Source organism: Nocardia sp. CWNU-33, from assembly GCF_046764895.1.
Classification (GTDB): domain Bacteria; phylum Actinomycetota; class Actinomycetes; order Mycobacteriales; family Mycobacteriaceae; genus Nocardia.
In genome coordinates, this window is sequence record NZ_JBKOQN010000007.1 from 18602 (window position 1) to 44011 (window position 25410).

The following is a 25410-nucleotide window of genomic DNA, read 5'->3' on the forward strand; positions in this document are numbered from 1 at the left end:
GCAGTGGTAACACCGAACCGGTCGGGTAGCCCGGCTCGGTGCCCCTGCGGTCAGTCGGTCCGGTCGCCGACCTCCGGGAATCTGGCTCGGAGTTGGTCCAAGCACCTGCGAACCTCGTCCAACTCTCTACCGAACAGCTGCGCCTCGGCGGTCGATCGGAGAACTCCGCGACGGGTCGTCAATGTTTCGATCGTGCTGGTCAGGGTTGCGGCCTCATGGGTGAGCAGGTCATAGAACACGCGGGCCTGTTCTATGTCGGACTCGTCGAGCATCTGCTATCCGTATCAATCAGCCTGCGCCACAAGGTGTTCGATAGTTCTACTGCTGTACACCCGGTCGTTTCCCATGGTTCATGATTGCCTCGGGCCCGCCCGTAGTCAATGGCACCCCATGCGATGCCGGTGCTCGTCGAAGGGGTGGTCCACGCCGCTGTCCGAACCGAGTTCTCGACGCTGCGTAGTTGCCGGCGCCCGTCTACTGTCGGTCCGGTGACCACCACGACCACGTCCGCACCGGCGCGATTTCGGCTGTTCGGCAGCACCATCCGCCTGGTGACCGATCCACTGCGAGCGCTGTCCGAGCTGCCCGCATACGGCGATATCGTCCCGATCGGGATGGGGCGGTGGCAGGCGTTCGTGGTCTGCGACCCCGAGTTGACCAAACAGGTCCTTGTCGACGACCGGATCTATGACAAAGGCGGCGTGCTCGCCGAGCGTGCCAGGGAGATCGCCGGCAATGGCCTGGTCACGTGCAGTCATGCCGACCATCGCCGCCAGCGGCGGCTGGTGCAGCCCGCCTTCGGGCGAGACCTGCTACCCGGCTATGCGGCGGTGATGGCCGAACAGGTCACGGCGGTGACCGAGACTTGGCAAGACGGCGGGATCATCGATGCGCTCGCGGCCATGTATGCGATCACCACGCGGATCAGCTGCGCGACAATGTTTGCCACCGAAATACCGGCGGACCGTCTCGCCCAGGTGACCAGCGATCTCGACACCTTTATGTCGGGGGTGTACCGGCGTGTTCTGCTCCCGCCACTGCTGGACCGGATTCCCACGTCGGGCAAACGCCGCTACGACCAGGCCGTGACGCGCCTGCGCGGCCTCGGCGAGGAGATCGTCGCCGATGATCGGGTGGCCGACCGCGGCGCCATCCTGTCGGTCCTCATGGCAGCGCGCGACGAGCACGGTGCCGGGCTGTCGGCGGCAGAGCTGGCCGACCAGGTGGTGACGTTCTTCGCAGCCTCGGTCGACACCACCGCGGTCGCGTTGGCCTGGGCATTGCACCTGTTGACGGATCATCCGGACGTCGCGGACCGCGTGCATGAGGAGGCCGATGCGGTGCTGTCGGGCCGCACCGCCACCCTGGCCGATCTGCCCGCACTCGGGCTCACCGGCCGGGTCGTCATGGAGACCCTGCGGCTGTACCCGCCCCTGTGGTTTCTCACCCGTGTCACCACGGCGGCCACCGAGCTGGGCGGACACCGGATTCCGGCGGGCGCCACGGTCGTCTGCAGCCCCTACCTCATCCATCACCGCGGCGACCTGCACTCCGAGCCGGGGCGTTTCGACCCCGACCGACACGACGAGCGGCTGGCCCGCGGCGCGTTCGTCCCGTTCGGCGTCGGTGCCCGCAAGTGCATCGGCGAGAGCTTCGCCATGGCCGAAACAACTCTTGCCCTGGCCACTCTCGCCGCGCGCTGGCGCTTCGAAGCGGTCTCCGACAGGCGAACCGTGGCCGCACCCAGGTTTGTGCTCGCGCCGCGAACGCTGCGGTTGCGCACCGTGGCGCGCTGACCGAGCGGCATTGCTGATCGGGCGAAGCGGACAAAACCCTCCCCGCAGTTGGGAAACCGTCCAGTTTGCATCGTCCATAAGCTCCTCCATGGTGCACGGCCTCCACAGATGGACTGGGGCCGGAGTCGGACCACCTCGGGCTTCCGGGCAGGTCCGGACGATAGGAGGCCAGAGATGACAGCCGTCGACAATGACACGCAGGTGGGCGCCTTCGTGCGCGGCGACTCGGAACTGCTGGAGACCGATCTCCGAGTGTTTCTCGCCGAACTGACGGTCTCGGCATCGAAGGTGGTAGGCGCTGCCTACGGGCCACGGGAACTGGACACCGCGCTGCGGCAAGCATTCCACGACCCGATCACCGACGCATTGGGGTCGAAGGTGGGGCAGGAGGCCCTGCGTCCGGCAGGCGGTCCGGGCTTTCGGCCGTCGATCGTGTACTGGGTCTTCCGCAACTACCGGGGTTTCGCGAGTACCGGCGAGGCGGCCGCCGATCTGGCGGTCATCCGCCGGGTAGCGGTGGCGGTTCGAATTCTTTTGAAGGCCGCGGTCGTCCTCGACGATATCGAGGACGGCAGTGCGGTGCGCTACGGCGAGCCCGCGTTGCATGCGACCCACGGAGTGCCGCTCGCCCTCAACACCGGAGCCTGGATGGTGCTCGCGGCGCTGCGTCACACGCAAACCCCTGCCGTCGTCGGCTACCTCGTGCAGGCCGTCGAGAACGGCTTCATCGGTCAGTCGATAGACATGTCCACCCGGCTGGCCGAGGTCCGGCGCGAGATCGTCGCGGCACAGGTGAGCGATCGGGTGAAGTTCTGGGAGTCGGTCGCGACGTTGAAGACCTCGACCCTGTTCCGGATGCCGCTCAACGCGGCCGCGACCGCGCTGCGGGTGCCGGAGGAGGAACTGACCGTGCTCGACGACGCCATGCGGCAGTTGGGCTTGGCAAGCCAGATCTTCAACGACCTCACCGATTTCGTGCCCGAGTTCGGCGGTGCCAACACCCACGAGGACTTCGACGGGCTGACCAACAGGGTGTGCCTCGAACTGCTCGGCGCCGAACCCGCGCTCTCCGAGCTCGGCGCCGACATGGTCGGCGAGCGGTTGAAGACCTTCACCCTCGGCCACCCCGGGTTCGGTGCGACGCTGGTCGAGCTTGCAGCACAGGCGGTCGACCTCAAGGAAAAGGCCAAGAGCCGCATTCATCAACTGTGCCGATCGACCGACAGCGCAACGTATTTCGACATGACGATCGATCGCAAGGGTCATGTCATGGAGCGGTTGCACGACGCCGTTCGTGCCCAGTACTCGAACGAGTAGCGCGACGTGGCAACCATGATCATGCAACGGCTACGTGCCGAAACCCGCGCCTGGCACAACACGCTAGAGGCGACACCCTTCAACCTCGAACTCCTGAGCAGGACACTGCCGCTGAGCTGCTATGTCGGCCAGTTGCGGGCCTACCGAATCATCCTCGGCGCCCTGGAGACCGGGCTGGCCGGCTGCGATGACCCGACAGTGACCGCGGTGTGGCGCTCCGATCTTGCCAAAGTGCCGCTGCTGGAACAGGATTTGGAGTTCTTCGATGCCGTGTCCGACGACGTCACGGCCGTCGCCGTGGCAGCACAGTTCGCGGCGCTGATCTCCGACCGGATCACCGCGGCTCCCGCCGCGGCGCTCGGGTTCCTGTATGTGATGGAAGGGTCCACGATGGGCGGATTGGAGCTGACCGCACATGTCCGGGCGACGTTCGGATTGGTGGACGGTCGCGGCCTCGCCTACTACAACAGCGGCGACCGGCAACGCTGGGCCGCTTTCGCTGCACGGATGAACGACGTCGTCATCGATGCACCCGTGCAGCAGGCGGTGCTGGGGGCGGCGGACACGGGCTACCGGGCGATAGCTGACACGCTGGCCGCGCTGTCGCGGCCGGATCGCGAAGAATCGATGCCCGGTGAGTAGCGTCGATCGATATGGGAGCGCCTCGATCCGCTTTATCCACGGTGGGCACACGGAAGCTCGCCGCGGAATGCATCGCCGACATTCCGGTGCTCACCCGTCGCCTGCTGGCGGCGATCTTCACCGACAACCCGGAATGGACCGACTACACCTCGGTGCCGCGCGCGGACCTGCGTGACGGTTGCCGCCGCTACCTGACGCGCATCCTGGAACTGCTCAGCGGTGCTGCGACCGATCCCGAACGTGACGACGTCGCCGCCTCGATCGGCCGACATCGCGCCGAACAGGGTGTGCCGCTGGAAGCGATGCTGCGCACCTTCCGGCTCGGCGGACGGATCGTGTGGGAAGCGTTGCTGGACAACGCCGAAAGCGCCGGCTCGCAGCCGCACGAGATCCGCGAAGCCGGCACCGCCATGTGGACGGTGATCGACGGGTTGTCCTCGGCGTTGTCCACGTCGTATCGGAACACCGAGCTCGAGCAGGTGCGCAGGGATGAGCGACGCAGGCATGCGCTGATCGAGGATCTGCTGGCCGGGCGCGCCCAGGATGCCACCTTCGCCGCGCGGGCGGCCCGTGAGCTCGAGCTGCCCGTGCACGGCGCTTATCTGGTGCTGGCAGCGGATGTCAGGGCAGACGGCCGGCCCGCGCTGGTCGGGCCCGAGACCGTCCTGGCGGCACTGGGCATCCGCTCGGTGTGGCACACCCGTGTCGACAGCATGATCGGGCTGGTGTCGCTGGAACAGCGGGACATCGCCGCCGTGCTCGACCCGTTGCGTCCCCTCATCCGCGGCCGGGCCGCGTCGTCGCCCGCGGTGCCCGGGCTTGCCCAGGTGGACAGCGGCCACGCGCTGGCTCGAATCGCCATGGACACGCTGCCCAAGGGTGCGGTCGAGCTGGTGTCGCTCGAGGAGCGCTATCCCGAGGCCCTGCTGGTGAACTCCCCGGATCTGACCGGACTGCTGGTTGCCCGCACGCTCGGCCCGGTGCTGGAGTTGCCGCCGCGAGAACGCGACGTGTTGCTGCAGACCCTCGCGGCCTGGCTGGCCGAAAACTGTTCGGCGGCCAATGCATCGATCCGTCTGCACTGCCACCGCAACACCGTGCTCAACCGCCTGCAGCGCGTCTCCGGCCTGATCGGTCGCCCGGTCGACGGGCAGCGCGCCTATCTCGAGCTTTCGCTCGCATTGTCGGCGCTCGAGCTGACGGGACGTACTGACTGACCCCGCCTACACACCGATCCGGGAGCAGGTGGATTGGGCGCAGCGCCCAATTTCGCGGCCCGATTGCTGGGCTTCGAAGGCATTGTATGTGCATTCCGGTCCGGTAAGACTCGATCGAAACGACCTATGCCACAACCTCGGTGTAGTCGAATCATTCGAGATTGAGGAGCACCACGAGTGCCGGAGTTCGACCTGCTGGTGATCGGAGGCGGGCCCGGCGGCTATGTCGCCGCCATCCGTGCGGCCCAGCGTGGCCTGTCGGTGGGCCTGGTGGAGAAGGAGCGACCAGGGGGAGTGTGCCTGAACTGGGGCTGCATTCCGACGAAGGCAATGCTGCGATCGGCCGAGGTGTTCCAAACAGTCAAGGACGCAGCAGATTACGGCGTGTACGCCGACAACGTGCGGTTCGACTTTCCTGCCGTGCGGCAGCGCAAGGACGGCATCGTCAAGGAGCTCACCGACGGGGTCGCCGGTCTGCTCGCGGCCAACGGTGTCACCGTCATCGAGGGACACGCTCGTTTCACCGGACCGACCACCGTCGACGTGCACGAGGTCGGTCCGTCCCCGATCGGTCCCGGCGGCCCACGCTACGCGGCCGCGCCCACCGCGGCGATCCGGCAGCTCACCGCACGCGACATCATCGTCGCCACCGGATCCGTGCCCGCGCGCCTGCCTGTGCCAGGAGCCGACCTGCCCGGGGTGATCGCCTCCGACGGCGCGTTCGGTCTGACGACCGTTCCGGACCGGCTGGTGATCGTCGGCGGCAGCGCCGTCGGCGCCGAATGGGCAAGCCTGTTCGCCACTTTCGGCAGCGACGTCACCATCGTGGAAATGCAGGACCGCCTGGTTCCCGCCGAAGACAGCGACATCGGCGCTGCCCTGGGCCGGTCCTTCACGAAGCACGGCATCTCGGTGCTGACCGGAACAACGGTCGCCTCGATCGCGCAGGGCGAGGCGCTGCGGGTCACGGTGACAGGCAAGCACGCGCGTGAACTCGACGCCGATGTCGTGCTCGTCGGTGTCGGACGTCGCCCCAACACTGCCGACCTAGGACTCGACCGCGCCGGAATCGCCACCGACGAAAGAGGATTCATTCCGGTGGACGATCGGTTGCGCACCGGCGTCGAGCACGTCTACGCGATCGGCGACGTCACCGGCCGGGCGTTGCTCGCGCACGTCGCCTCGCACCAGGGCCTCACCGTGGCCGATGTCATTGCCGGACACGCCAGCCACATCGACTACACCGCCATCCCCGCCGCGACGTTCACCCACCCCGAGATCGCCAGTGTCGGCCTGACGGAGGCCGCGGCGCGCGCGGCCGGACACGAGATCGTCACCGCGCGGTTCCCCTTCGCGGCGCTGGGTCGCGCCAAGACCTTCGGCGACACCGAAGGCTTCGTCAAAATCATTGCCGGAAAGCAGTATCAGGAAGTGCTCGGCGTCCACATCATCGGACCGTCGGCCAGCGACCTGATCACCGAGGGCGCTCTCGCGATCAGTCTCGAGGCGACGCTCGACGAACTTGCCGACACCATCCACGCCCACCCCACCCTCGGCGAGATCGGGATGGAGGCCGCGCTGACCGCGCTGGGCCTGCCCGTGCACATCGCGCCGCGGCAGCGCTGAGGAGGATCACCGTGACCGAAACAATCGACCGCGCTCCCAACGCTTTCGCCGTCGAGGAGCCCGACACCCTGCGCGGTTACCTGCGCGACATGATGTTCATCCGGCGCTTCGAAGAACGCGCCGCCCAGGGCTACTCCCAGGCCAAGATCGGCGGCTACTGCCATCTCAATCTCGGTGAGGAAGCCACCGTCGTCGGCCTCGGCGCGGCAATGCGGCCCACCGACTACCTGTTCACCAACTATCGCGAACACGGCTACGCCCTCGCGAAAGGCATCGAGCCCGGCCGGGTGATGGCCGAACTGTACGGTCGCACTACCGGCACGTCCAAAGGCTGGGGCGGTTCGATGCACATGTTCGACACCGCTACCCGCCTGCTCGGTGGCTACGGCATCGTCGGTGGTCAGCTTCCGCTCGCGGTCGGCGCCGCACTCGCCATCGACTACCGCGGCGAGGACGACGTGGTGGTGTGCCAAATGGGTGAGGGCACAACGAATATCGGAGCATTCCACGAATCCCTCAATATCGCGGCGCTGTGGAATCTGCCGGTCGTGTTCGTGGTGATCAACAACCAGTTGGGGATGGGCACCACGGTCGAGAAATCCTCCGCCGAACCCGACCTGTACAAGCGTGCCGCCGCCTACCGGATGCGCGGGGAACAGGTCGACGGCACCGATGTGCTCGCCGTCCGCGATATTGCCAGGGACCTGCTGGAAACCGCTCGGCGCGAGGGAAAACCGGCGCTGCTGGAGACGGTGAGCTACCGGCTCAAGGGGCACTCGGTGGTCGATCCGGCGAAGTACCGCAGCGGCGAGGACACTGCGGCCGCCCGCGAATCCGACCCGGTGGTGCGGTTGCGCGGGGAACTGATCGACGCAGGCGTTCTGGACGAATCCGATGTTGCGGCTATCGAGTCGGCCGTCGAGGCCGAGGTCGACGCGGCGGTGGCTTTCGCTGACGCGAGCCCGCACCCGGACCCGTCGACCCTGTTCGACTACACCTACGCCACGCCGGTGGTGGGGGGAGAGTCGCGCAGGCTGCCCGCCGATCCGCTCTTCTGACCGCACGCTCTTCTGAAACGCAAAGGACAACCGTGCCTGTCATCACCTATCGCGAAGCGCTGCGCGAAACCCTGCGCCAGGAAATGCAACGCGACGAGGACGTCTTCCTGATCGGGGAGGAGATCGGCGTCTTCGAAGGCTCCTACAAGATCACCGCGGGCCTGCTCGCCGAATTCGGCGAGAAGCGCGTGCGCGACACTCCGATCGCCGAGGAGGGTTTCGTCGGCGCCGCGGTCGGCGCCGCGATGCTGGGGCTGCGCCCGGTCGTGGAGATCATGACGATCAACTTCTCGCTGCTGGCGCTGGACCAGATCGTCAATCATGCCGCCAAGATCTACGGCATGTTCGGCGGGCAGACCAGCGTGCCGATGGTCATCCGCACCCCTGGCGGCGGCGGTCAGCAACTCGGCGCGACACATTCGCAGAACATCGAGCTCTACTACGCCTTCGTGCCCGGTCTCAAAGTGGTCGCCCCGAGCACCCCGGCCGACGCCCGCGCCCTGCTGCGGGCCGCGATCGAGGACGACGACCCGGTGCTCTTCCTGGAAAACCTCGCGCTCTACAACACCAAAGGTGAAGTGCCGGACGACCTTCCGCCTGCGGAGATCGGCAAGGCGGCGGTCACCCGCGAGGGCGCCGACATCACGCTCATCGGCTACTCGCGGATGGCGACGATCGCCACCCAGGTCGCCGAGCGGCTGGCCGAATCCGGCATCTCCGCAGAGGTTGTCGATCTGCGCAGTCTGCGTCCGCTCGATCGCGAGACCATCGTGGCCTCGGTGCGCAAGACCGGCTGTGCCGTGGTGGCGGAAGACGACTGGCTGACCTACGGGATCGGCGCCGAGGTCGCGGCGACCATCTCCGATGGCGCCTTCGATTACCTCGATGCACCGGTCCGGCGGGTTGCCGCAGCGGAAGTGCCACTGCCGTATGCCAAATCGCTCGAGCAGGCGGCGCTGCCGTCGGCCGAATCCCTGCACACGGCGGCGCTGGAAACGCTCGCCGCCGTCGGCCGCCGCCGCTGAGAACCCGAGGACGACAACATGCCAGAAATCACCATGCCGCGGCTCTCCGACACGATGGAGGAGGGCGTCGTCGTCGCCTGGCTCAAACAGGTCGGCGACAAGGTCACCCGCGGTGACGTCCTCGCCGAGATCGAGACCGACAAGGCCCTCATGGAGTTGGAGGCCTACGACGACGGGGTGCTCGAACAGATCCTGGCCGAGCCGGGAACCCGTGTCTCCATCGGGAACCCGATCGCGCTGATCGGGGACGGTACCGGGTCGATCGCGAAATCCGTTCCGCCGGTGTCCGCTCCGCCCGTGCCGACCGAATCGGCAACCGACGGCGCTGCTGCGGCAGCATCGACGGCCGAAGTCGTTCGTACACAGGAGACTTCGATGGCGGCCGGTCAGGGTGGCCGCCCGAAGTCCTCGCCACTCGCTCGCAAGATCGCACGCGAACTGGGCGTCGACCTGGCCGCCGTGACCGGGACCGGCCCCGCCGGTCGGATCACTCGACAGGATGTGGATTCCGCCGCGCAGCGTATCGCTGTGTCCGCCGGCACCGCGGCGACGGCTGTCGCGGCCGCGGGTGTGATTGCAAGCGAATCGTCTCCTGCACAAGCGATTCCGGCCGGATACGACGATTTCGAGGAAGTGTCGCTCACCACCGTCCAGCAGGTGTCGGCCAAACGCCTCACCGAGAGCATGCAACAGGCGCCGCACATCTACCTGACCAGCGCCATCGACGTCACCGACCTGCTGGCCTTCCGCGCCGACATCAACGAGACACTGCGGATCGCCGGCGCCGGAAAGGTCAGTGTCAACGACCTGATCGTCAAGGCAGTGGCCGCGACACTGCGTGCCGACTCGTCGGTGAACGTCTCCTACGCGGGGGACAAGCTGCTGCGGCACAACGGCGTTCATATCGGGGTGGCCGTCGCGATCCCGGCCGGGCTTGTCGTGCCCGTCATCCGGGATGCCGACCGCAAGAGCATCTCCGAGATCGCCGCAGAGAGCCGGGACAAGGCAGAACGAGCCCGCGCCCGCAAGCTGCGCGCGGACGAAATGAGCGGCGGCACTTTCACGATCTCCAACCTCGGCATGTTCGGCATCGAACAATTCACCGCCGTGATCAACCCACCCCAAGCGGCCATCCTTGCCGTCGGCGCCGCCGCGGACGAGGTGCAAATGCTCGACGGTCAGGTCGTCGGTCGCAAGATTCTGCGAGTAACACTGTCGGCCGACCATCGCGCGGTCGACGGCGCCACGGCCGCCACCTTCCTCCAGCAACTGAAAGGTCTACTCGAACATCCACTCCGCATCGTTACCTGAACGGGGAATGATTCCGGGTGCATACCCGTCGGTAGCTGCCTAGGCTCACTGGGCTTTGTTGTTCAACCGCCTGGAGTTCCTCCGATGACAATGCCCCCGTCCTCCGCGCCCGGCCCCTCTGGTCGCGCGCAGCTCGGTTCGCCGATCGATACCGATGGCCCACGGGCGTCGCTGTATTCGCCGGAGTTCGCGGCAGACCCGCATGGCGCTTATCGCGAGATGCGGAAGAGATATGGGTCTTTGGTGCCGGTGGATTTGGCGCCGGGTGTGCCCGCCACCCTGGTAGTCGGGTACTACACGGCGCTTCGGATCTTCAACGACGAGGACCATTTCCCGGCCGACCCGCGCATCTGGCAGCAGGACATTCCCACCGGCTGCCCGGTGTTGCCGATGATGCAGTGGCGGCCGAACGCCTTGCGGAATGCCGGCAACGAGCACATCCGCTATCGGCAAACCAACACCGCGGGTCTGGACAAGGTCGATCCCTACTGGCTGCACGACACCGTGGCCCAGATCGCGACCCCGCTGATCAATTCGTTCTGTACGGCGGGGTCCGCGGATCTGGTTCGCGGGTATGCGTTTCCACTCGCCTTCGCGGTCCTCAACGCCATGCTCGGCTGTCCGGCCGAGATCGCACAGCAGGCCGCGACCGGTATGGCGGCAATCTTCGAAGGTGTCGACGCGGACCGTGGCAACAAGATGCTCGTCGGTGCGCTGCTGGAGCTCACGCAGCTCAAACGCGCCGAACCCGGCGACGATGTCACCACGCGGATGGTGCAGCACTCTTCCGGTCTGAGCGATACAGAGATGGTGCACCAGTTGGCCACGCTCTACGGCGCGGGCATCGAACCGCAGCAGAATCTGATCGTCAACACCCTGCTGCTGATCCTCACCGACGAGCGATTCGGCAGCGAAGTGCTCGGCGGTAGCCTCTCGACCAGGGACGCCCTCGATGAAGTGCTGTTCACCGATCCGCCGATGGCGAACTTCTGTATCAGCTTTCCGCGACAACCGATCCTGATCGACGACATCTGGCTGCCTGCCCATCAACCGGTCGTCATCAGCATGGCCGCCTGCAACAACGATCCCGAGATCAGCGTCGACCAGCACTCCGGCAACCGGTCTCACCTAGCGTGGGGCGCAGGTCCGCACGTGTGTCCCGCCAGCTCGATGGCCTACATGATCGCCCAGGACGCCATCGACCAACTCCTCGACGCGTTGCCAGAGATCCGACTAGCCGGATCGCTGTCCGACTTGACCTGGCGCCCTGGCCCGTTCCACCGGGCATTGACCGCGCTACCGGTCGTCTTCCCGCCGGCACCGCCGCTACCGGAGGTGTAGCGCGCCACCGCGACAGGTGGTGGTTCGGTCTGCCGAGCGTCGAATCACCCGAAGCGGCGGGAGCGGCCGTACTGGGGGAGGGATGAGCGCGTGGGGTGCAGAAGTGGCACGGTTGATCGATACCGCGACCGCGCCCATCCGGAATTGGGCCTACTGGAGGAAGGATGCCCCACCGGCCACCCTGCGCTCGGCGGTGATGTCCGGCGCGGGAGCGCAGGCATTGCCGACTGCGGCATCCACCTCGATCGGTTCGGACCCGAATCACCGATCGGTCGGACGATCGCCTCGAGCGGTGGGGTCAGCCCCAGGCGCGTCGGGTCGCAGGCATACCGGCATGTCCTTGTGCATCGGGCACGACGGCGAGCACCTGATGGATGCCGAGGCCGCCGTCCTCGAAGCCGAGGGCCGAGGCCGCCATGTAGAGCCGCCACACCCGTGCGCGGCCCTCGCCGACCAGTGAAACCGCCTGATCCCAAGCCTCTTCCAGATTGGCCACCCAGGCGCGCAGGGTCAGCGCATAGTGCTCGCGCAGCGACTCCACATCGCGCACTTCGAAGCCCGCGCGCTCCATGGCCAGCACGACCTCGCCGACATCGAGGAGTTCGCCGTCCGGGAAGACGTAGCGTCCGATGAAGGAGCGGCTACGCATGGTGGACCCGCCGGCCGAGGAGATCGCGTGGTTGAGCAGCCGTCCTTCAGGACGAAGCAAGGTGCGCAGGGTGTCGAAGTACGCCGCGGCGCGCTCGGTTCCGACGTGCTCGAACATGCCGATCGAGGAGATGGCATCGAATGTCTCGCCACGGAGTTCGCGATAGTCGGCGAGTCTGATCTCGACGCTCGCGGACATTCCCGCCTCGGCGACGCGCTCGCGCGCGAGATCGGCCTGCGCCTTGCTGATCGTGACACCGACCACCTGCGCGCCGTACATCGAGGCTGCGTGCATCGCCATGGAGCCCCAGCCGCAGCCGACATCGAGCAGCCGCATCCCCCGCTGCTCGGCCAGACCGAGTTTGCGGCAGATCAAGTCGTGCTTGGCGCGCTGGGCATCTTCGAGCGACAGCGCAGCATCCGCGCCGCCGCGACCGTCGTCGCCTGCTGCGGCGAACCGTGCGCAGGAGTAGGTCATGCTCGGCCCGAGCACCAACCGGTAGAAGTCATTGCCGACGTCGTAGTGATGGCTGATCGCCGCCGCATCGCGGTGTGTGGTGTGCAGTTTCCCGCGCCGCGGTCGTGCCTCCTCGGGGGGCGGTTGCGGCGGTCGACCGAGCGCGCCGAGTTGCCGCGCCGCGCCGATCGCTTTCCACGCGGCGTCGAGACCGAGGCGGGCGTCGCGGGGCGCCGTCGACTGCAGTGATCGAAGGATCTTGAAAAGGTCGCCGTCGAGATCGACGGTGCCGGAGACGAAAGCGCGGCCGAGACCGAGTTCGCCCGGCGCCCACACCAGGTGGCTGAGCGCGTCCTTGGATCGCACGCGCATCGTGCCCGGATACTCGCCCGCGGGATGGATTGTGCTTCCGTCCCAGAACTCGAACCCGATCGCCGGTCGGGGCCCGAGTGCGGCGCGCAGCAAAGGTCGAAACACGTCGGCGACTGTTGCCTGGTGGCCCATATGAACACTATGGCCCGCGCAGTCCGCTCAGGTGAACACCGACTCGGCAGAAGAGCCGCACAGATATGTCAATTCATGGACGCAACTACACAGGTGGTGCCGAGCAGCGGCGACCGCCGCCGCCCAGCGGAATGTCGACGACCGGAACGGCACGCAGTAGCGGGGGGTGCATCGCCATTCGTCGCCGAGAACGTGTTTCCGCCGCGCGGTGTCCTGATCGGCCTGGAGGCCGGCTCGCACGCACACTAGGCTTGCCGGGGTGAGCCGATTCGCCTGGGACCACAACGCGTACTACCACCGGGCCTTGCTTCGTCACCTCCCGACGCCGTGTGCGGATGTGCTGGATGTGGGTTGCGGCGCAGGCGCTTTCGCCACTGCGCTCGCTGCCCGAGTGCACCACGTCGATGCGCTCGACCGCTCGCTGGAGATGATCGCGGCGGCCGAACGCACGGTGCCCGACAATGTCACATGTGTGCGCGCCGACTTCCTGCGCGATGACATCGTCCCCGAAGGGCGTTACGACGCGGTCTTCTCGGTGGCCGCGCTGCACCACATGCCGCTTGCGGAAGCGTTGCCCCGTATGGCGGCAGCGCTGCGCCCCGGCGGGGTGCTCGCCGCGATCGCACTGCCCAGGACCGACCTGCCCCGCGAACTCCCCATCGAGCTCGCCGCATTCGCCGCGCAGCGAGTATTCGCCGCGGTATTTGCTACGGCCAGGGCCACGAGCGGAGGCGATTGGTACGCACGAGAACCCACGCATGGGGAGATGCCCGTCGTGCTCGACCCGTCCCTGACGACGCGCGAAGTCCGCGACGAGGCGACTGCGGTCCTGCCCGGCGCAGACGTCCGCCGCTTGCTCTTCTGGCGCTATATTTTGGTCTGGCGCAAGCCCCCGGCCGGCTAGCGGCGAACTATTCCGCGGTGGAAGCCGCCCGGGTGCGCTGTTGCGTCGCGATCCGGATTCGGCTGTCGCGCAGTTCAATCGTGAGCGGGCAGCTCGCATCCATCGGGACCACAGACGTCCGCACCGCCGGCCATCTGCACGAGGGGTTCACGATCGCCCCATGCCTGATCGAGAGCTTGGGCGAACACCGTGGATGGCTGGGCGCCGGAGACGCCGTACTTCCGGTCGATGACGAAGAAGGGGACACCGGTGGCGCCGAGCTGCGCTGCCTCCTGTTCGTCGGCGCGCACCGCGTCGGCGTAGGCATCGGGGTCGGCGAGCACCGCGCGGACGCCCGTTTCGTCGAGGCCGGCGCCGATTGCGATCTCGGCCAACCGCTGGTGGTCGCCGAACAAGGACTGCTGCTCCGCGAAGTTCGCGCGGTAGAGGGCGTCGAGCAGCTCGTCCTGCTTGCTCTGCGCCAGCGCGTGGTGCAACAGCCGGTGCATATCGAAGGAGCTGCCGTAGTCGCGCCCCTCGGTCAGGTACGGCAGACCGAGCTCGGCGGCCTGGGCGCCGATGCCGCGTTCATTGGCCGCCGCTTGCGCCTCGCTGATCCCGTATTTGCGCGCGATCTTCGCGATCACCGGACCTGATTCGTCGGCCGACAGCGTCGGATCCAATTCGAACGAACGATGCACCACCTCGACGTCGTCGTGGTGCGCGAACTCCGACAACGCCCGCTCGAAGCGCGCTTTCCCCAGGTAGCAGAAGGGGCAGTTGATATCGGTCCAGATCTCGACCTGCACGGTCATCCTCTCTCGTCGTCGCCCCCGGCCACCATCTGGCAACATCTCGGCGACCGCATCTGTTCCCGCCATCCGTGACGCGGCCGTGATCGGTGCGCCGCGGGTGGTCGTCTACGTCGTCGGTGACATCGCCGACACCGAGTCGATCACCGCCTTCGTAGAAGACCCCCTGGCATTCCGCAACGCCCGCGCCGGATGCACGTCGTCGAGGTATCGCGCGAAAGGCGATGGGCAAGGCGCGGAAGAAGCTGCTGCTTTCTTGCCGCTGATCAGCGGACCGTGACGGCGACGCTCTGAATCAGATTGTTTCCCATGCCCTGGAGGTTCCACACCGATGCGGTCGGCTGGATACCGCCATCGGCATCGGTGGCGCGGCAGCTCAGCAGATACTCACCAGGGCTGGCGTCCCACACGTAACTCCACCCGCGCCAGGCGAATTCGGCGGGCGCGGGACCCAGTAGAGCTTCCTGCCACACGCCATCGATGCCGACCTCGACGCCTGCCACGGGGGCCGTGCCGCACCACGCACGACCGCGAATCGTGACGGCGCTCGCTTCGACCGTGCGCCGCCGGGTCTGGAAGTCCGGAATTCCTGGTGGAATCATCAACGCACGCACTCTAATTCGAGATACGGGCTCCCCGGGATCGTGATTGTGCTGTTGATAGCGGTAGGCCGACGTTTGCTGGAACCCGGTGAACGGCTGGTCGACGACCTCTATCTCTCGCAGCCATTTGACGCTCGTCATGCCATACCACCCGGGCACGAGCAGCCGCAGCGGAAAGCCGTGCTGCGGCGGCAACGCCGCGCCGTTCATCTCGTACGCGAGCAGCGTTTCGGGTCGACCGCATTCGCCGATGCCGAGCGAGCGCTGGTAGTTGTGCTCGACGTTGTCCTGGAAACCGCGATCGGCGCCGGTGAAGACCACCTCGACCGCCCCGTCTCGCACACCACATTCGTCGAGGACGCCGCTCAGCGGTGTGCCCGTCCACGATGCGGTGCCGATCGCCTCCAGTCCGCAGGGCTGGCTGACGTTGCGCGGGTCCATCGCGGTGCGTCCATTGCCGGCGCATTCCAGGGTGACCGTCGTCGTCGTCGCGGGCCGGGATCTGATGTCTTCGACAGACAGGTCGAGTTCTCGCTCGATGCTTCCGGTGACGCGCAACCGCCAGGTCGATGCGTCGACCTCGGGTATATCGAAATGAATCAGCAAGTAGTGCAGGCCGATCGGCGTGATGTCGTAGCGCATGCCTTCCAGCGGCATGCCATGGTTGCGCGTGGCAAGGGCGAGCTCGTCGAACCGCACGCCCTCTGCACGCGAGATGAGCTCGGTCATGTGCCCGGGCCGATGTTCTGATTGAGGTGGAACAGGTTGTGCGGGTCATAGGTTCGTTTGGCCTCGGTAAGCCGTTGGTAATTCCCGCCGTAATTCTCGGGTACGCGGGACCGGTCGTCGTCGTCCATGAAATTGATGTAGCCGCCGGGCTCGGAGTGTGGTGCGGTCGCGTTGTAGTAATCGCGAACCCATTGAATGCGCTCTGCGTCGTCGGCGGGATCTTGCCAGGAGGCCAGAATCACGGTCGCGAACGTCGCGTTGCGATAGGGGAATGCGCTGTCCGCTGCCGCGACTCGGTGGCAGGCGCCGTTGATCGGGTACATATGCATCGTCGCGCTCACCTCGGGCACTTTCGGGCCGTAGATCAGGTGTTGTTCGATGGCAGCGTCGGTCAATTCGGTGACGAAGCTGCCTTTCCAGTAGCTGCGGATGCCCTTGGGGAAGATCGCGTCGAACGCGGTGTTCAGGGCTGGATAGGGCATCGGCCCGACCATTTCGCCGACTCTGGGCGCCAGGTCTCGGAACGGCTGCATCGCTTCTTCACCCTTGTCGAGCGGTCCGGCCCAATGCACGATCGCGGCGCAGAGCGTGTCGCCGTGCCGGTCGGCGGGGATGAACTCCAGCGGCGGAGCGATCTGGAAGGCGGGAAATGCGCCGTAGGCTTCGGACGCGACGGGGATGAAGTCTCGGAAAAAGCGCAGCAGTGCCCCTGCTTGCTCGAGTTCGTAGAAGAACAGGCCGACGTAGACCTCGTCGACGGGGTGTAGCCGGTACTCGAACGACGTGACGACGCCGAAGTTGCCACCGCCGCCGCGCAGCGCCCAGAAGAGGTCTTCGTTCTCGGTCGGGCTCGCGGTCAGTGCCTGCCCGTCGGCCGTGACCACATCGGCCGACAGCAAGTTGTCGATCGTCAATCCGTATGCGCGGGAAAGATATCCGATACCACCACCGAGGGTGAGCCCGGCAATGCCGGTGGTCGACACGATCCCGCCGGTCGTCGCGAGCCCATAGGTGTGTGTCGCGTAATTGAAGTCGCCCCAGGTTGCCCCGGCCCCGGCTCGTGCGGTGCGAAACCTCGGGTCGACGTGCACCCAGCGCATCAGTGACAAGTCGATGACGACGCCGCCGTCGTTGGTACCGAATCCGGGCGCGCTGTGCCCGCCGCCCTTGATCGAGAGATCATGTCCTGCGTCGCGCGCGAAGTTCACTGCCGCGACGACGTCGGCGACTTGCTCCGGTCGGATGATGACCAGCGGACGGCGATCGAACATTCCATTGTGGACCGTGCGTGCCTCGTGGTAACCCGGATCGTCGGCGGTAATGACAGGTGCGCGCACCAGTTCGCGCAATTCTTGCAATGTCGTGCCCATCGATATTCCCCTATCGTGCGGCGAATGGCGCGTAAGCTTCGGCACTGCTCGAAAATTCGGCCGAAATCGCTTGTCGCGATTCGGAATTCGGTGAAAGGTCGAAGCGCTCGTCTGCGTTCCGGGGTCTCGCCGCTGGTTGCATTTATCGAATAAGAATCTCGCCGATCTCCCGACCCGCGTTTGCGTCCATCGATAGTGACGGAGGTAGCTAAGTATAGGACTCGAGCGGCGCGAGGAGTTGAAAGCCCGCTTCCTCTTGCGTTCGATGTGCCGACGCCTGCTGTGGGCAGATGACCGCGACAAGGCTAGGCCCCAGCTCATCTGTGTCCAGCTGGGGCCTAGTTGTATTTCATGCAGCCCGTTCGGGCAATTCACCTACGCAAGGTTTCGATGCACACGTACAGGAGTTTCTATCTCTGCGACGACGTGGGCGATCGGTCGGGTCTTGCATCGCTGGACCAGGCGTCGGCGGCCTTCAATACCGAGCGGGGCGTTTGCGGTGCGTCACTGCTGTCTCCTATCGAGTCCCAACCGGCTGTGGCGACCTTGTCACGCGCTGGACAGTTGGTTGTTCAGGCGGTGGGTGATGTCAGCTGTTGCCCGTTGCCGTTGATCGTGCCTGTCGTGCTCGGTCAAGGAGGATGAGCGGGACAGCGGCTGCGGCGAGAGCGGTTCCGATCAAGTACACCGAGGTGAGAGCGGCACCGTGTGTGAGTGTCGCGGCGGCTAGCACGGGTGTGATGCTGATGCCCAGCTGGAAAGCCGACACGGTTGTGGCGCCCGCGATGGTGGGGGCATCGGCCGCGATGGCGAATACGCGCCCGTAGAGGGCGGGGTTGAGCACGAATGCGGCGATACCTGTCAGGAACACCGCAGGCGCCACTGCCCAGATCTGCTCGATCACGACAACCATGACGACCGACAGAATCACAACGCCGACCGCGCCGGTGATCAGTGCGAAGTGAGGGCGCTGATCGGAGATCCTGCCACCGATGGAAAGACCGATGAAGGCGCCCACCCCAAAGAGCGTCAGGATGGCCGGGATCCAGACCTCAGGGATACCAGTGATGTCGGCGAGCATGGCCGCGAGATAGTTGAACGAGATCATGTGCGCCGCGGTGGTCAGGATGGTGATCCCGTATACGCCCCACAGCGATGGGTTCCGCATCGTGGCGAGTTCCCGCGACAGGCTCGACCCGGTGGCCGGGTCGGTGGCCGATGTGCCGGCGGGGAGTCCGACTACGCAGGCAATGGCTCCAGCGAGGGTCAGGACCACGACGGCCCAGAATCCTCCGCGCCATTCGGTGAAGTGGCTGAGCAGCGTCCCGGCGGGACCACCGGCGACCATGGCTACGCTGAGGCCGCTGACCACGACGCCGGACGCGCGAGCGTTGCGGTCCGGGGTTACCAAGCTGATCGCGGTCACCGACGCCACAGCGAAGAAGCCGGCGTAGGCGAGTCCGGAAACGACCCTGGAGAGCAGCATGACTTGGTAGTTGCCCAGCAGGCCGACGATGATGCTGACGGCAAAGACCACCTGGGTGGCAACCAGGGCGGTGCGACGTGGCCAGCGGAGGCTGAACACGGCGAAAAGCGGCCCGCCGAAGACAACGCCTAACGCGAACGCGGTGATGAGCATTCCGGCTGAGGAGAGCGCGACGTCGAGATCGGTGGCGACCGCGGGCAGGACTCCAGCCATCAGGAATTCAGCACTGCCCATCGCGAACAGGCTGAAACCCAGCAGATACACCCCGGCAGGCAGCCTGTCGGAGCGACTGGTCCGGGACGACTCTACGGTGGTGGCCATCAGCAAACACCCCCAACTTCGAGCCCGTCTCGAGCGACCGCAGCGGACAGGTCTTGTTCCAACAGCCAACCGGTCATGCTGATGGCGGCAGTCGAGCCCGCGCCAGCGGCGGCGATGACCTGGGCTCGGGGGTTGACCACGTTCCCGGCTGCCCAGACCCCGGGGATCTCGGTGGCACCCTGGGCGTCGACGGCAAGAAATCCACTGACCGGGTCCGGGGCCACGCCTAGTGCGGTCAAGATCGCGTCATGCGGTTTTGGGCGAGGAGCGACGAAGATGGCTTCGCACGGGACGATTTCGCCGTTGTCGAGTTCGATCCCGACGAGGTTTCGGGTCGCGGTGCCGGTACTTGTCACGACCTGGGTTACCCATCCGTCGATCAACCGCACGCCGTATGCCGTGAGGCGCTGCCGCTGCGCATCGCTGAGTTCTATGCCGTTGAGGCAGAACGTTACCGATGAGCTGTAGCGGCGCATCAGTGCTGCCAGATGCGTCGATACCGTCGCCATAGTGCTGCCGATCACGACGATCGTCTTGCCCCGCACTTCGTAGCCGTGGCAGTGCGGGCAGTGGTGCACCTCGGATGCCCATCGCTCGGATAGCCCCGGGATGTCAGGGAGATCGTCGGTCATCCCGGTTGCGACCAGCACCGACCGAGCCCGCAATGCGTCCCCGTCGGCCGGCCGCATCTCGAGCGTGCCGTCCTGCTTGCGCTGCGCGTCGACCACTGAAGCCCGCACGAGCGACCCGCCGTACGCCGTGAACTCGGCTTTTCCCGCCGTGATGTACTCGCTCGGCGACATGCCATCGCGTGTCAGGTACCCGTGCATGTGGTCGGCAGATGCGTTCCGGGGCGGACCACCATCAACGACCAAGGTCGCGAACTGTGCTCTCGCGAGTACGACGCCGGCTGATAGCCCAGCAGCCCCATCACCGATAATGATTGTGTCCCAAAACACCTCTGACACTGAGTTGTTCGTTGTATCCGTTGTTGCGTCCATTCGGATCACCTCCGAACCGGAGCATCAGGGATGCCACCCGAAACCAACAAAAACTGTTGCTGAATCCGGGACACATTGATCGAAATCCGGGACACATTGATTGACTGGATCTCATGGAAGAGCAACCGAGTGTCGATGCCGTGATCGAGCAGATTGCTCCGCGGGGCGAGCTCGTCGTCGCTGCTGTGGGCAGATCTGCTCACGGCAGCGCGAGCCGCTTTTCGGGCTGTCGGTGCGGCACGGTGGACGTATGGCTCACGACGACAACAACACTCGAATGTTCAGCTGGCGAGCTCGCGAGCAACTGCTCAGCCGCCGCATACTCGTGCTCGACGGTCCGCTCGACGATGACAACGGGACGTTGCTGATGACGCAGCTGCTCACGCTCGCCGCGGAGGACCCGGAGGCAGGTATTTCGCTGTGGATTCATTCTCCCGGCGGCTCGGTGCCCACGATGCTCGCGATCCGTGACGTCATGCGGCTCGTGCCGTGCGAGGTGTCCACGCTCGCACTCGGATTGGCATGCAGTGCAGGGCAATTCCTGTTGTCCTCCGGCAGCAGAGGGCGTCGTTTCGCCTTGCCGCGCGCCAGGGTGCTCATGCATCAGGGCTCGGCCGGCATCGGTGGCAGCGCGGTCGACGTCGAGGTCCAGGCCGAAGACCTGCGGTACACGGTGGACACCGTGCTCGGCATCATCGCCGAGGACACCGGGCAGCCCTTCGATCGGATCTACGAGGATTCGCTGCACGACCGCTGGTTCACCGCGACACAGGCCAAGGAGTACGGCTTCATCGACCACATTGTCGACTCGTTCGGGCAGATCGTGCCCCAACGCCAGCGGATCGGAATTTCGGCATGACCAGCTACACGATTCCCAATGTCATCGCGCAGCATCCGCGCGGCGGTGAGCGGATCACCGACATCTACTCGCACCTGCTCGCCGAGCGGATCGTCTACCTCGGCACGCCGATCGACTCGGGTGTGGCGAATGCGCTGATCGCACAGCTGCTGCATCTGGATTCGGAGGCACCTGAGCAGGAGATCAACCTGTACATCAACTGCGAGGGCGGCGACCTGTCTGCGATGCTCGCGGTGTACGACACCATGCAGCACATCGGCGCACCGGTGCAGACCACCTGCGTCGGTCAGGCCATCGCCGTCGGTGCGGTGTTGCTGGCGGGCGGGGCGCCCGGCCGCCGCGCCATGCTTCCGCATGCCCGAGTGGTATTACACCAGCCCGCCTCACGCGGACAGGGTGCGATTCCCGACCTGATATTGCAGGCCGACGAGCTCGTGCGGATGCGCGCGGAGATCGAGTCCATCCTGTCCAAGCACACCGGACAGCCGCCGGAACGGCTGCGGCACGACACGGACCGCGATCGAGTTTTCACCGCGCAGGCCGCCGTCGACTACGGTCTCGTCGACCGCCTGCTGGAAGCGCGCTCCTGACTCGGCGGCGCTGAATTGCCCTGCGACACCAGATGATCAGGAGTGGCTAGGCCGCGAGCGCCAGCATTGTCGGCCCGGTGCCCGACCGCGGTGTGGACCGGGGGAGAAGGGTGAGCCGGCGATGAGCGCGCAGTTCGTCGGCCACCTGCTCGGTCAGTCCCCCGAGGGTGGTGCCGAGAGCCCCGGCCAGCGCGGCGATCATCTCGCTCGAGGGTTCCTTGCGACCACGCTCCACCTCGGACAGGTATTGCGGTGAGACGCCGGCACGTCCTGCCGTTTCGGCGATGGTGTCGCGCTGGTCCTGTCGAAGCGTGCGTAACTGTTGTCCGAGCACTTCACGCCACAGCGGCTCCCGTTCGGACTGCTGCTCCGGTTGTCGACGCTGCTCGTCGCGTCCACCGGGGATCGAGTGCAGTCTCGGATGCTCGGTCATAGTCAGAGCGTAAGGCCACCTCGGCCCAGTGTGCCTAGTTATTACGCTCTGGGCGTACGAACTCTGTCGACGATGTTCGGCCCACTGCCGCGACCGCTGTCGGGTCAGGTCAATCGGTCGGCCACGGTGCCGAGGCCCCGCCGATCCATCCAGCTCGGCTGATCCACCTCGGCCGGGAATTGAGCAGGCTGGGGCGATGACATCGTTCGGCTACGTATCAGCCCGGGCCGTCGGCATATTCGGCGATCTGCTCCATCACTTCCTGAAATTCCGCCGAGACGTGCAGTTCGAGCTCGTCACCGGACTCGCGAACCTCGGCAGCGAGTTCGATGATGCCGTCGTTCCACCAATAGACCGACGGGCTCACGGGGGAAGGCCGCTCGGCGTGCGTCACCATCGCCATTTTCGCCAGCGTGCCCACGGTGACATAGGCGTCCGTGCCATTGAGCGGGTGAATAAAGACCGTGCCCTCGCACGGGACCACGAATGCCGCACCCCAGTGTCCGACCACTGGATACGCGCCGAGCCAGCGCACATGTGCGCTGGCATAGTCGCCTGAGCCATAGAGGCCGAAGATCCGCTCGCCGTCTTCGTCTTCGAGATCTTCGACTGTGAGAAGTCCGTCGTCGTGGGTATTGTCCTCCGCGAGCTCGAACAGGTCCTGTTCCGGAATCTGCCAGTGGGACAGGCGGTCATAGGTGACCGCGACGATCGTATTGACCTGATCGATCACCACCCGCTGCGCGAGTCCAGGAGCAAGGGTTCGTGTCACGACCGGGATACCGACGTCCGCCATATCCTCCGGGTACATCCGTGCCCGCAGTAGTGGCCGTATCCGTTCGAAGTCGTCCAGGTCGAGCGGGTCCGTCGCCGTGACGTCCAGCTCGGCGAACATCGTGCTCAGATGATCCGCCACCAAGGCGGGCCACTGGTCCTGCGGCTCCGCGGCGACCTTGCGGCGCAGATTGTCCAACGGCAGCACCGAGTCGGACGCCCCGTTTCCCGACAACAGCAATTCGTCGGATTCGATTGTGTAGGAATAGCCGTGGTTCTGCACGATCGTCTCGACCAACGTGAGCAGCAGATCTGCGGAGTCGGCGCCATGCCCGGCCTCGACGCGCGACCACAGCCGGGTGAACTGGTTGCCGTCGCGAACGCGGACGGCTTTGGTGACGTATTCCATGGGAGCCAGCTGCGCAGCGTCCGCTTCGAGCGCGACACACGGCATGCCCGCGTATTTTCCCTGCCCCCAGAGCCACTCGCCGCCACCTGCTCGCAATAGCGTCTCGCCGAGGTACCCGACGGCGGCCTTGACGACGGGTAGGGCAGAGGGTTCCTTCATGATGGCCGGATCCGGTAGTGCCGCAAGGACGAACTGTTCCAATTCGGCCAACGACTCCGGCGAGTAGTCGGCGAAGAACCCAGCCGAATAGGTGGCGAACACATCTGCAACCAACGGCGCGAGCTGCCGCCGCCAGGCCGCCACCCGCTCTTCATCGGTCTCGGCAGGTACGTCGATCCAGAAGCTCACATCACCACTCCGCTAGGCAAGGCAACACGAGATCCCGCGCGCCGCACCGTTTTCTACAGCCTCGGCGCGAGCTGAGCAACCGTCGGGCTTGCCAAGGCTGGGATCCGCAGCAGCCGGCTGGTTCGACGCGAGGCAGGTGCCGACGCTCTCGGCTGAAGTCTTGCGCCGCAGCATGACCGGCGTGGGCGGCTACCGCACGCCGGTCGTGGCTGTCGATATCGGCTTGGTGTCAGTCGGCCGAGACTTCGCTGCGGTCACCGCTCCAGAGGGTGTGGAACTTGCCTTCGGCGTCGATGCGCTCGTAGGTGTGTGCACCGAAGAAGTCGCGCTGGCCCTGGGTGAGTGCGGCCGGGAGACGCTCGGCCCGCAGGGCGTCGTAGTACGACAGCGACGAGGCGAATGCAGGCACCGGAATGCCGAGCAGGGTTGCGGTGGAGACCACGCGCCGCCAGCTGTCGATGGCCGTTTCGATCGCTTCGCGGAAGTACGGAGCGAGGATCAGGCTCGGCAGGGCGGGGTTCTCGTCGTAGGCCTCCTTGATCCGGTTCAGGAAGCGGGCCCGGATGATGCAGCCGCCACGCCAGATCGTGGCCAGGTCGCCGGGGTGCAGGTCCCAGTTGTATTCCACACTGCCTGCGGCGATCTGATCGAAGCCCTGCGCATAGGCGACGACCTTCGACGCATAGAGCGCCTGCCGGATGTCTTCGGTGAATTGCGCTACGTCGGTCGGCTTATCGGCCAGCTTGCCGGAGGCGAGGCCGACCGCGGCTTTGCGCTGGGCCCTGGACCCGGACAGCGCCCGCGCGAACACCGCTTCAGCGATACCGGTCACCGGAATCCCGAGATCGAGCGCAGCCTTCACCGTCCAGCGGCCGGTGCCCTTCTGCTCGGCGGCGTCGACGATGACATCGACCAGCGGCTTGCCCGTCTTCGCGTCGACCTGTTCGAGCACCTCGGCGGTGATCTCGACGAGATAGCTCTCCAGATCGCCGGAGTTCCATTGGGTGAACACCTCGGCGATCTGCTTGGCGCCGAAGCCGAGCGCATCGCGGAACAGGTGGTAGGCCTCGCCGATCAGCTGCATGTCGGCGTACTCAATGCCGTTGTGGACCATCTTGACGAAGTGCCCCGAGCCGTCGGGCCCGATGTGGGTGCAGCAGGGCGTGCCGTCGACCTGCGCCGCAATCGATTCCAGCAGCGGGCCGAGCGAGTCGTAGGACTCCTTCGGGCCGCCGGGCATGATCGAGGGACCGTTGAGCGCGCCCTCTTCGCCGCCGGAGATGCCCGCGCCGACGAAGTTCAGTCCACGTTCCTTCATGGCCGCTTCACGGCGAATGGTGTCGGTGTAGAGCGCATTGCCGCCGTCGATGATGATGTCGCCCGGCTCCATGGCCGCCGCGAGCTCCTCGATGACGGCGTCCGTCGGATCGCCCGCCTTGACCATGATCAGCACCCGGCGCGGCTTCTCCAGCGCCGCGACGAATTCCTCGATGGTCTCGGTGCGCACGAAGTCGCCGTCGTCGCCGTGCGCCTCGAGCAGGGCGTCGGTCTTGGCTACGCTGCGGTTGTGCAGCGCCACTGTATAGCCGTGCTTGGCGAAGTTTCGGGCGATGTTGCTGCCCATGACTGCCAGGCCGGTAACCCCGATCTGTGCGCGCGCTGTAGAGGTCGCCATGAATCCGCTCTCTTCGTTCGACAGGTGCAATGTGCGTGACCGCGCGAAGCTGTTCGGCCTCGACCTTTCTACCCCTTCGGTCGCCTCGATGACGAACACACCCGCCGAGTCGATGGGTCGGGCTTATTCCAGGTGGTCGCGCCGGAGTCGATTCTCCTGACTGGTAGCTGTATGTG

The 25410-nt window shown here is 66.0% G+C and carries 23 protein-coding genes; 13 read left to right on the forward strand and 10 right to left on the reverse strand.

Translation table 11 applies throughout. From position 1 onward, the window contains the following. Window positions 1-50: 50 nt before the first annotated feature. On the reverse strand, window positions 51-272 hold the full coding sequence (locus ACLMAL_RS11295; RefSeq protein WP_328399440.1) for a hypothetical protein: 222 nt from the start codon (window positions 270-272) through the stop codon (window positions 51-53). A 216-nt stretch (window positions 273-488) separates the two neighbouring features. Between ACLMAL_RS11295 and ACLMAL_RS11300 the strand changes: the two genes are divergently transcribed. The 9 genes from ACLMAL_RS11300 (at window position 489) to ACLMAL_RS11340 (ending at window position 11333) form a co-directional block, all read left to right on the forward strand. Next, on the forward strand, window positions 489-1796 hold the full coding sequence (locus tag ACLMAL_RS11300) for a cytochrome P450 (RefSeq protein WP_411999013.1): 1308 nt from the start codon (window positions 489-491) through the stop codon (window positions 1794-1796). Window positions 1797-1970: 174 nt separating this feature from the next. Continuing rightward, entirely contained in the window at window positions 1971-3113 is a 1143-nt protein-coding gene (locus ACLMAL_RS11305; protein WP_411999014.1) for a polyprenyl synthetase family protein, read from the forward strand. Between the two features lie 15 nt (window positions 3114-3128). Beyond that, the gene (locus tag ACLMAL_RS11310; RefSeq protein WP_411999239.1) at window positions 3129-3755 is read left to right on the forward strand and encodes a biliverdin-producing heme oxygenase; all 627 of its coding nucleotides are present in this window, start codon (window positions 3129-3131) and stop codon (window positions 3753-3755) included. 41 nt (window positions 3756-3796) lie between these two features. Continuing rightward, window positions 3797-4972, forward strand: a complete 1176-nt coding sequence (locus ACLMAL_RS11315; RefSeq protein ID WP_411999015.1) for a PucR family transcriptional regulator — start codon at window positions 3797-3799, stop codon at window positions 4970-4972. 177 nt (window positions 4973-5149) lie between these two features. Continuing rightward, window positions 5150-6598: a dihydrolipoyl dehydrogenase gene (gene lpdA, locus ACLMAL_RS11320; RefSeq protein WP_411999016.1), complete on the forward strand. Its 1449-nt coding sequence runs from the start codon at window positions 5150-5152 to the stop codon at window positions 6596-6598. An 11-nt stretch (window positions 6599-6609) separates the two neighbouring features. Then, window positions 6610-7656 carry a pyruvate dehydrogenase (acetyl-transferring) E1 component subunit alpha gene (gene pdhA, locus ACLMAL_RS11325; RefSeq protein ID WP_411999017.1) on the forward strand — a complete coding sequence of 349 codons (1047 nt, stop codon included), beginning with the start codon at window positions 6610-6612 and terminating at the stop codon, window positions 7654-7656. Window positions 7657-7697: 41 nt separating this feature from the next. Next, the gene (locus ACLMAL_RS11330; RefSeq protein ID WP_328412947.1) at window positions 7698-8681 is read left to right on the forward strand and encodes an alpha-ketoacid dehydrogenase subunit beta; all 984 of its coding nucleotides are present in this window, start codon (window positions 7698-7700) and stop codon (window positions 8679-8681) included. Window positions 8682-8699: 18 nt separating this feature from the next. Continuing rightward, window positions 8700-9992, forward strand: a complete 1293-nt coding sequence (locus ACLMAL_RS11335; protein ID WP_411999018.1) for a dihydrolipoamide acetyltransferase family protein — start codon at window positions 8700-8702, stop codon at window positions 9990-9992. Between the two features lie 84 nt (window positions 9993-10076). After that, complete coding sequence (locus ACLMAL_RS11340) at window positions 10077-11333, forward strand: cytochrome P450 (protein WP_411999019.1); 1257 nt, start codon at window positions 10077-10079, stop codon at window positions 11331-11333. A gap of 298 nt (window positions 11334-11631) precedes the next feature. Here the strand turns inward: ACLMAL_RS11340 and ACLMAL_RS11345 are convergent, their stop codons facing one another. Continuing rightward, a complete protein-coding gene (locus tag ACLMAL_RS11345; protein WP_411999020.1) occupies window positions 11632-12942 on the reverse strand; it encodes a class I SAM-dependent methyltransferase in 1311 nt (436 codons plus the stop codon). Window positions 12943-13201: 259 nt separating this feature from the next. On the opposite strand from ACLMAL_RS11345, the gene ACLMAL_RS11350 reads away from it, so the two are divergent. Continuing rightward, window positions 13202-13846 (forward strand): class I SAM-dependent methyltransferase, encoded by a 645-nt coding sequence (locus tag ACLMAL_RS11350; protein ID WP_411999021.1) that lies wholly within the window; start codon window positions 13202-13204, stop codon window positions 13844-13846. Window positions 13847-13920: 74 nt separating this feature from the next. Here ACLMAL_RS11350 and ACLMAL_RS11355 read toward each other — a convergent pair whose 3' ends face one another. Beyond that, window positions 13921-14640: a DsbA family oxidoreductase gene (locus tag ACLMAL_RS11355; RefSeq protein ID WP_411999022.1), complete on the reverse strand. Its 720-nt coding sequence runs from the start codon at window positions 14638-14640 to the stop codon at window positions 13921-13923. 79 nt (window positions 14641-14719) lie between these two features. Here ACLMAL_RS11355 and ACLMAL_RS11360 point away from each other — a divergent pair, with 79 nt between their 5' ends. Next, on the forward strand, window positions 14720-14917 hold the full coding sequence (locus tag ACLMAL_RS11360) for a hypothetical protein (protein ID WP_411999023.1): 198 nt from the start codon (window positions 14720-14722) through the stop codon (window positions 14915-14917). Here the strand turns inward: ACLMAL_RS11360 and ACLMAL_RS11365 are convergent. From ACLMAL_RS11365 to ACLMAL_RS11380, 4 genes are all read right to left on the reverse strand, one after another. After that, complete coding sequence (locus ACLMAL_RS11365) at window positions 14904-15968, reverse strand: sulfite oxidase (RefSeq protein WP_411999024.1); 1065 nt, start codon at window positions 15966-15968, stop codon at window positions 14904-14906. The genes ACLMAL_RS11360 and ACLMAL_RS11365 overlap by 14 nt on opposite strands. Next, window positions 15965-17338, reverse strand: coding sequence for an FAD-binding oxidoreductase (locus tag ACLMAL_RS11370; RefSeq protein ID WP_411999025.1), 1374 nt, complete (start codon window positions 17336-17338; stop codon window positions 15965-15967). Before ACLMAL_RS11370 ends, ACLMAL_RS11365 begins: the two co-directional genes overlap by 4 nt. A gap of 589 nt (window positions 17339-17927) precedes the next feature. Then, window positions 17928-19145 carry an MFS transporter gene (locus ACLMAL_RS11375; RefSeq protein WP_411999026.1) on the reverse strand — a complete coding sequence of 406 codons (1218 nt, stop codon included), beginning with the start codon at window positions 19143-19145 and terminating at the stop codon, window positions 17928-17930. Further along, window positions 19145-20146, reverse strand: a complete 1002-nt coding sequence (locus ACLMAL_RS11380; RefSeq protein ID WP_411999027.1) for an NAD(P)/FAD-dependent oxidoreductase — start codon at window positions 20144-20146, stop codon at window positions 19145-19147. Before ACLMAL_RS11380 ends, ACLMAL_RS11375 begins: the two co-directional genes overlap by 1 nt. Before the next feature lie 250 nt (window positions 20147-20396). On the opposite strand from ACLMAL_RS11380, the gene ACLMAL_RS11385 reads away from it, so the two are divergent. Further along, window positions 20397-21005, forward strand: a complete 609-nt coding sequence (locus ACLMAL_RS11385) for a ClpP family protease (RefSeq protein ID WP_411999028.1) — start codon at window positions 20397-20399, stop codon at window positions 21003-21005. Continuing rightward, entirely contained in the window at window positions 21002-21595 is a 594-nt protein-coding gene (locus tag ACLMAL_RS11390) for a ClpP family protease (RefSeq protein ID WP_328399471.1), read from the forward strand. The genes ACLMAL_RS11385 and ACLMAL_RS11390 overlap by 4 nt, the downstream gene beginning before the upstream one ends. A 46-nt stretch (window positions 21596-21641) precedes the next feature. Here the strand turns inward: ACLMAL_RS11390 and ACLMAL_RS11395 are convergent, their stop codons facing one another. The 3 genes from ACLMAL_RS11395 to gndA form a co-directional block, all read right to left on the reverse strand. Then, window positions 21642-22028, reverse strand: a complete 387-nt coding sequence (locus ACLMAL_RS11395) for a helix-turn-helix domain-containing protein (protein ID WP_411999029.1) — start codon at window positions 22026-22028, stop codon at window positions 21642-21644. Between the two features lie 217 nt (window positions 22029-22245). Beyond that, window positions 22246-23559: a hypothetical protein gene (locus ACLMAL_RS11400; RefSeq protein WP_411999030.1), complete on the reverse strand. Its 1314-nt coding sequence runs from the start codon at window positions 23557-23559 to the stop codon at window positions 22246-22248. A gap of 229 nt (window positions 23560-23788) precedes the next feature. Continuing rightward, a complete protein-coding gene (gene gndA / locus ACLMAL_RS11405; protein WP_328399477.1) occupies window positions 23789-25234 on the reverse strand; it encodes an NADP-dependent phosphogluconate dehydrogenase in 1446 nt (481 codons plus the stop codon). Window positions 25235-25410 lie beyond the last annotated feature (176 nt).